The organism is Nocardia nova NBRC 15556 (assembly GCF_001613005.1).
Lineage (GTDB): Bacteria > Actinomycetota > Actinomycetes > Mycobacteriales > Mycobacteriaceae > Nocardia > Nocardia nova.
This window is the reverse complement of sequence record NZ_BDBN01000166.1, coordinates 1-5,859: the sequence shown is the minus strand read 5'-3', so window position 1 is coordinate 5,859 and position 5,859 is coordinate 1. Positions and strand designations below refer to the sequence as shown.

Annotated in this window: 6 protein-coding genes and 1 pseudogene; 4 read left to right on the top strand and 3 right to left on the bottom strand. The window is 69.1% G+C overall.

Annotated elements, in window-relative coordinates; all coding sequences use genetic code 11:
* Nucleotides 1-1,039 (top strand): AAA family ATPase (locus NN2_RS35355; protein WP_156511570.1); only part of this gene is annotated, 1,039 nt, incomplete at its 5' end.
* On the opposite strand, the gene NN2_RS35350 is transcribed toward NN2_RS35355, so the two are convergent.
* Complete coding sequence (locus NN2_RS35350; RefSeq protein WP_082857487.1) at nt 1,036-1,938, bottom strand: NmrA family NAD(P)-binding protein; 903 nt, start codon at nt 1,936-1,938, stop codon at nt 1,036-1,038. The genes NN2_RS35355 and NN2_RS35350 overlap by 4 nt on opposite strands.
* An 86-nt stretch (nt 1,939-2,024) precedes the next feature.
* On the opposite strand from NN2_RS35350, the gene NN2_RS35345 reads away from it, so the two are divergent.
* On the top strand, nt 2,025-2,837 hold the full coding sequence (locus NN2_RS35345) for a TetR/AcrR family transcriptional regulator (RefSeq protein WP_245658983.1): 813 nt from the start codon (nt 2,025-2,027) through the stop codon (nt 2,835-2,837).
* Between the two features lie 46 nt (nt 2,838-2,883).
* On the opposite strand, the gene NN2_RS35340 is transcribed toward NN2_RS35345, so the two are convergent.
* On the bottom strand, nt 2,884-3,501 hold the full coding sequence (locus NN2_RS35340; protein ID WP_063019594.1) for a TetR/AcrR family transcriptional regulator: 618 nt from the start codon (nt 3,499-3,501) through the stop codon (nt 2,884-2,886).
* A 100-nt stretch (nt 3,502-3,601) separates the two neighbouring features.
* Between NN2_RS35340 and NN2_RS35335 the strand changes: the two genes are divergently transcribed.
* On the top strand, nt 3,602-4,699 hold the full coding sequence (locus tag NN2_RS35335) for an FAD-dependent oxidoreductase (RefSeq protein ID WP_063019592.1): 1,098 nt from the start codon (nt 3,602-3,604) through the stop codon (nt 4,697-4,699).
* 75 nt (nt 4,700-4,774) lie between these two features.
* Here NN2_RS35335 and NN2_RS35330 read toward each other — a convergent pair whose 3' ends face one another.
* Nucleotides 4,775-5,164: a DUF2237 family protein gene (locus tag NN2_RS35330; protein ID WP_030513055.1), complete on the bottom strand. Its 390-nt coding sequence runs from the start codon at nt 5,162-5,164 to the stop codon at nt 4,775-4,777.
* A 217-nt stretch (nt 5,165-5,381) separates the two neighbouring features.
* Between NN2_RS35330 and NN2_RS35325 the strand changes: the two are divergent.
* Nucleotides 5,382-5,859 (top strand): annotated as a pseudogene (locus NN2_RS35325) (signal recognition particle-docking protein FtsY); the annotation flags it as partial.

Sequence of the window (5,859 nt, the reverse complement as noted above, 5' to 3'; positions counted from 1 at the left end):
GATCGCCGCGGAGCTGGAAACCGTGGTGGGCGAGGCGGCCGCGCGGCGCGACGAGCTGGTTCGCCGGCGCACCGAATGCGCCGGGCAGGTGGATCAGATCAAGGAGCGGGTGCGGGCGCTGAGCACGCAACTGACGCAGCTGACCGATGCCGTGCATCGCGACGAGGTGGCGCGGGCCCAATCCGCGCTGCGCATCGAACAATTGGAGACCACCATCGCCGAGCAGTTCGGCATCGCGCTGGACGAACTCGTCGCCGAATACGGTCCGCATGTGCCGATGCCGCCGACCGCACTGGAGATGCAGGAGTACGAGCAGGCCCGCGAGCGCGGCGACCAGGTGAGCGCGCCGCAGGAAATGCCCTACGACCGCGCGACCCAGGAGCGCCGCGTCAAACGCGCCGAGAAGGATCTCGCCACCCTCGGCAAGGTGAATCCGCTGGCGCTGGAGGAGTTCGCGGCGCTGGAGGAGCGCTACAACTTCCTGTCGACCCAGCTCGAGGACGTCAAGAAGGCCCGCCAGGACCTGCTCGATGTGGTGGCCGAGGTCGACGCCCGCATCCTGCAGGTGTTCACCGAGGCCTACGAGGACGTGGAACGCGAATTCGTGCAGGTGTTCGGCCGCCTCTTCCCCGGCGGCGAGGGACGGCTGCTGCTGACCGACCCCAGCGATATGCTCGCCACCGGCATCGAGGTGGAGGCCCGGCCGCCGGGCAAGAAGGTCAAGCGGCTCTCGCTGCTGTCCGGTGGCGAGAAATCCCTTGCCGCCGTGGCATTTCTGGTGTCGATCTTCCGGGCCCGGCCGTCGCCGTTCTACGTGATGGACGAGGTCGAGGCGGCGCTGGACGACACCAACCTGCGCCGCCTCATCGGCCTGTTCGAACAGCTGCGGGAGAAGTCGCAGCTGATCGTCATCACCCACCAGAAGCCGACCATGGAAATCGCCGACGCGCTGTACGGGGTGAGCATGCGTGGCGACGGCATCACCCAGGTCATCTCGCAGCGGATGCGCGGGGAGAATCTGGTCGGCGCGACGACCTAGTCGCCCGCCGCGAACCGGGATTTCAGGACCGCGGCGCCGGTGCCGGCCAGCCACGTTTCCAGGCTCTGCAGGCCGGGGTGGATCGAGCGGATCTGCTCGATATCGGCATGCCAGCCGTGGCCCTGATGGGCCAGGCGCCAGGTGTTGCCGATCTGTTCACCCAGTGCGTCGGCTTCCGCCTCGGTGATTTCGCGATACCGCACCGGATATCCGGTCGCGCGGGAGATCAGTTCCGCGGCGGCAGTGGGGGCCACGGCGTCGCCGGCGAGTTCGAGTGTCCGGCCGGAGAATCGTCCGGGGTCGGCGAAGGCCAGCGCGGCCACCGCGGCGATATCGTCGACCGCGATCATCTGGGCCGGCCGATCGGCTGGAAACAGGTGGACGTTGACCCCGTCCACGAAGCCGTCGAGCGGCATACCCTGCGCCAGGTAGTTCTCCATGAACCGGACCGGGCGCAGCACGGTGTAGCGCATGCCGCTGTCGGCCAGTGCCTGCTCGATCTGCCGCTTTCCGGAACTGCCCCAGGAGGTCTCGTTGTCGAAGGAGGCCACGCCGGTGAACACGATGTGGTCGGTTCCGGCGTGCCGGGCGGCATCGATCACGGCGGCGCCGCGGGTCGCCTCCAGGTCGACATCCCAGCCGTCGGGCCCGAAGGCCGCCGGTGGCACGAGGAAGACGCCGCGAGTTCCGGCCACCGCCGCGGTCAGGGTGGCCGGGGCGTCGAAGTCGCCGACGGCCACCTGCGCGCCCAGTGCGGCGAATTCGCGCGCTCCGGCGGCGGCCGGATCGCGGACCAGGATGCGGACCGGGACGTTGCGGGCGAGCAACGCGCGGGCTGTCGCGCCGCCCTGTTTGCCGGTCGCGCCGGTGACGAGAACGAGGTTGTCGTGGACGGTCATGTCGGAGGAACCTTTCGATAGAATCGGGTCGGTCGACCCGTATTCGCACGATAGGAACAGCGTTGTCGTCTCCGCCATCCGCAGATGTGGGGTTTCGTTACGACCTGCGCGCCCCGGCGCCAGGAGTGCCGGGGACCCGAATCGACGCTCGCCGCAACCGCGCTCGCGTCCTCGCCGCCGCGCAACGAGCCTTCGCCGAATCCGGAACGTCGGTGTCGCTGGCCGAGATCGCCCGCCGCGCGGGGGTGGGGGCCGGGACCGTGCATCGCCATTTCCCGACCAAGACCGACCTGCTCGAGGCGGTGCTACAGCAACGGATCGATCGGCTCACCGCCCGGGCGCTGGCACTGCGCGACGATCCGGATCCCGCGGCGGCCTTCCTGGGATTCTGCGCCGAGGTCGTCACCCGCACTCCGGGCAACAAGGCGATGTGCGATCTGCTCGACGCCGACGACGGCTGGCCGCGGACGCTGCTGCGGGATGCGGGGGAGCGATTTCACCTGGCTCTCGGGCAGCTGCTGGAGGCGGCGCGGCGCTCCGGTGGAGTGCGTGCCGACCTGACTCTCGCCGACGTGCTGGCCATCTTCACCGGATGTGTTGCCATGCAACGCGTTTCGAACACGCGGGACGAACTGTCCCGCCCCGCCGCCATGCTGCTGGCGGCGATGCGCACCGAACCGGCCGTAACGAAACCGGAAAACTCTTCACCCGGGCGTAACGAAACCGTGGCGGATACCGCGAATCGTGACGGTCGGAGTTGTCCGATCTGCGGGGCGGAATTGGCGCACGCGGAGACCGGACGGCCCGCCCGGTACTGCTCGTCCGCGTGCCGGCAGAAGGCCCACCGGCTGCGCCGGGCGGCGCGTGCGACGGGAAGCAATTCTCCAGCCGCCGAGTGATCCCCGGCCTTGTGGATTCGTCCATTCCCCGAAGGAGAACCGGCCCTTACGCCTCGCTGCCCGGAATGTCGTGTGCCGTGCGCGGGGTGGACGACAGCCCGTCGAACACTATGGCGAGCACTCGGTCCACCGCTGCCGGATAGGACTCGCCGGGCTGGGCGTAGACCTGCAGGGTCATGATGAGACCGACTTCGGTGGAACCGATGTCGGTGCGCAGGTCGCCGTCCTGCTGAGCTCGGCGGATCAGCGCGTCGATCCGATCCAGAACGGAGGCGCGCACCGCGCTCACCCGCGAATCGGTGCGGACCATCGTGTGGACGGTCGGTTCGATGGCCGCGGCCAGTGCGCCCAGGCGCAGTAGCGCGCACTCACGCAGGAATCGGCACAACCCGGCCCATGCGGTCGCCTCCTGCGCACCTGCCGATTCGGCCATGCGGGCGAGGCGGTCCAGGTGTGCTTGCGCGGTGGCGACCACCAGGGCGTCGCGGTCGGGAAACCGGCGATACAGCGTGCCGACTCCGACCCCGGCGCGATCGGCGATCAGCTTCATCGGCACATCGGTGCCGCGTTCGGCGAAGACGTCCAAGGCGGCGAGCAGGATGTGATCGCGATTGCTGCGAGCGTCGGCGCGCAGGGAATCCGGGTGGGTCGGTTCCAGGACCATCGGCGGCTCCAGTCGTGCTCAACAAGTGGACGAATTGTGTCCGCTTAATCTACCATCAACCTAAGCGGACGAAATTCGTCCACTTGAGAGAGGTGGCGACATGGTTGAGGTGCTCGTTTCCGGAGCCGGAATCGCGGGATCGACGCTGGCCTACTGGCTGAGCCGATACGGATTCGAGGTGACCGTCGTCGAGCGGGCCGCCGGATCGCGGTCCAGCGGTAATCCGGTCGATGTGCGCGGACCGGCGCTCGAGGTGGTGACCGCTATGGGCGTCCTGCCCGAATTGCGCGCGGCCGCAACGGATGTGGACCGGTTACGGTTCGTCGACGCGCGCGGCCGGCGCCGCGCATCCATGCGGGTGGGCGATCGAGACCGCGGTGAGGTGGAGCTCGCCCGCGCGGATCTGGCCACCATTCTCGCCGCCGCCTCCGGCGACCGCGTCCGGATGCGGTGGGGCGACGGTATTTCCGAGATCGAGCAGTCCGGCGCGGGGGTTACCGTCGGCTTCGAATCGGGGGAGCGAGCGCACTACGACTACGTGCTCGGCGCCGACGGACTGCATTCGGCGGTTCGGCGGCTGACCTTCGGCGACGACCGGGAATTCGTGCGGCACATGGGGATCTACATCGCCACTGTCCCCGTCACGCGGTCCGCGAGCGAGCACGAGGTGGTCATGTACAACTCGCCGGGCCGATCGATATCGGTCCATCCCGCGGGCGGCCGTCCGATCGCGGCCTTCATGTTCCGGCGGGCGCCGGTGGCCGGTCTGGACCACCGCGACAGCGAGGCGCAGCGTCGATTGCTGGTCGCGGAATTCGCGGGGCGGATGGGACCGTTCGAGGATGTGCTCGACGAGGTGCGCGCCGGCGGTGACCTCTACTTCGACGCCGTCAGCAAGGTATCGCTGCCGCGCTGGTCGCGGGGCCGGGTCGCCCTCGTGGGAGACGCGGCCTCATGCCTGTCGCTGTTCGGCGACGGATCGAGCCTGGCCATCGCGGGTGCGCACACCCTGGCCGAGGAGCTCGCGACAGCGCCGCACGACCCGGCCGCGGCATGGGGACGCTACGAGCAGCGGCATCGCGATCGGATCGGCGCGGCACATCGAGGGGTTCGATTCGCTTCGGCGCTGATGGTGCCGGGATCGCGTCCGGCCATCGGGCTGCGCAATACCGCGGTCCGCCTGTTCGCGGCCGCCTGACCATCGCGCCGCGCGCCGAACCTCTCGGTCGCCGGGAGCGCGATGCTCAGGCTCGATCGACGGGCCGGTGAGCGATCACAGCAGATCGCTGACGTCGTCGGGGACGTCGACGGCGTATTTGCGCAAGGTTTCCATCGGCACGACCTCGAGCGCGTTCTCGTGGGTCGCGGCCAGAACGACCGGCGCGGCCACCCCGTCCTCGTGGGCGTGCAGCCACCGGACCGCGACCACACACCAGCGGTCGCCGGGTTGCAGTCCGGGGAAGTTGTTCTCCGGACGTGGGGTGAGCAGATCGTTGCCGATCGATTTCTGATGCTCCAGGAACTCCTGGGTCACGACGGTGCAGACGGTGTGGCTACCCAGATCCTCGGGGCCGGTGCTGCAGCAGCCGTCCCGGTAGAAGCCGGTGAGAGGATCGGTGCCACACTCCTCCAGCGGTCCCCCAAGCACATTTCGATCGGTCACGAGCCGATCCTATTGTCTCTGTGTCGGATTCGCCGCGCCTTGGGCGGTTGGTATCCGGACGGTTGCCGGTGATGCGTGGCCGGACGCCCTATCGTCCGACGTCGTCGGCGTGTCGGGGGTTCGCGGATCGTTGCGCGGAGAGTGACGAATCACCCGTACCGCCGCGGGCGCAACACCTGCCTGCCGCCACGCGGGGGCGTTCGCGGGTTCTGACAGGATGGGAGCCGTGACTGCGCAAGCCTGGATTCTGATCGCCGCGATCGTCGCCGTACTACTGGTGGCGTTCGTTGCCGGATTCGTCCTGTACAAGCGCCGCCGAGTGAGCATCACCCCGGCGGAGGAACAGGACAAGCAGCTGACCGACCGGTCGGGTGGCTATACCGCAGCCGGTGGCTTCAATTTCAGTCAGAGCGGCGCGGGCTCGGGCACACTGACGCCACCGCGCCCCGAACCGGTCCCGATCGAACGCACCGACGACGAAGGTCAGCCGCATGTCGGCGACGACGCCGCCATCCCGCGCGACTCGGTGCGCCGGACCATCACCGACGTGCGGTTGCCCGAACCGGAGACCCTTGCCGACCGCCCGGCGGACGGGGCGAGCGCGACCGCGCCGACCGTCGAGCCGGAAACGACGGAAACACCCGGCGACGGCGTGGCCGCGCCCGAAGCACCGGCCGAGGCGGCCCCGGTGGAAG

What these genes read in the sequence shown, in the direction of transcription:
- NN2_RS35350 (WP_082857487.1), bottom strand. Translation starts at nt 1,938, where the DNA reads ATGACCGTCCACGACAACCTCGTTCTCGTCACCGGCGCGACCGGCAAA.
- NN2_RS35340 (WP_063019594.1), bottom strand. Translation starts at nt 3,501, where the DNA reads ATGGTCCTGGAACCGACCCACCCGGATTCCCTGCGCGCCGACGCTCGC.
- NN2_RS35335 (WP_063019592.1), top strand. Translation starts at nt 3,602, where the DNA reads ATGGTTGAGGTGCTCGTTTCCGGAGCCGGAATCGCGGGATCGACGCTG.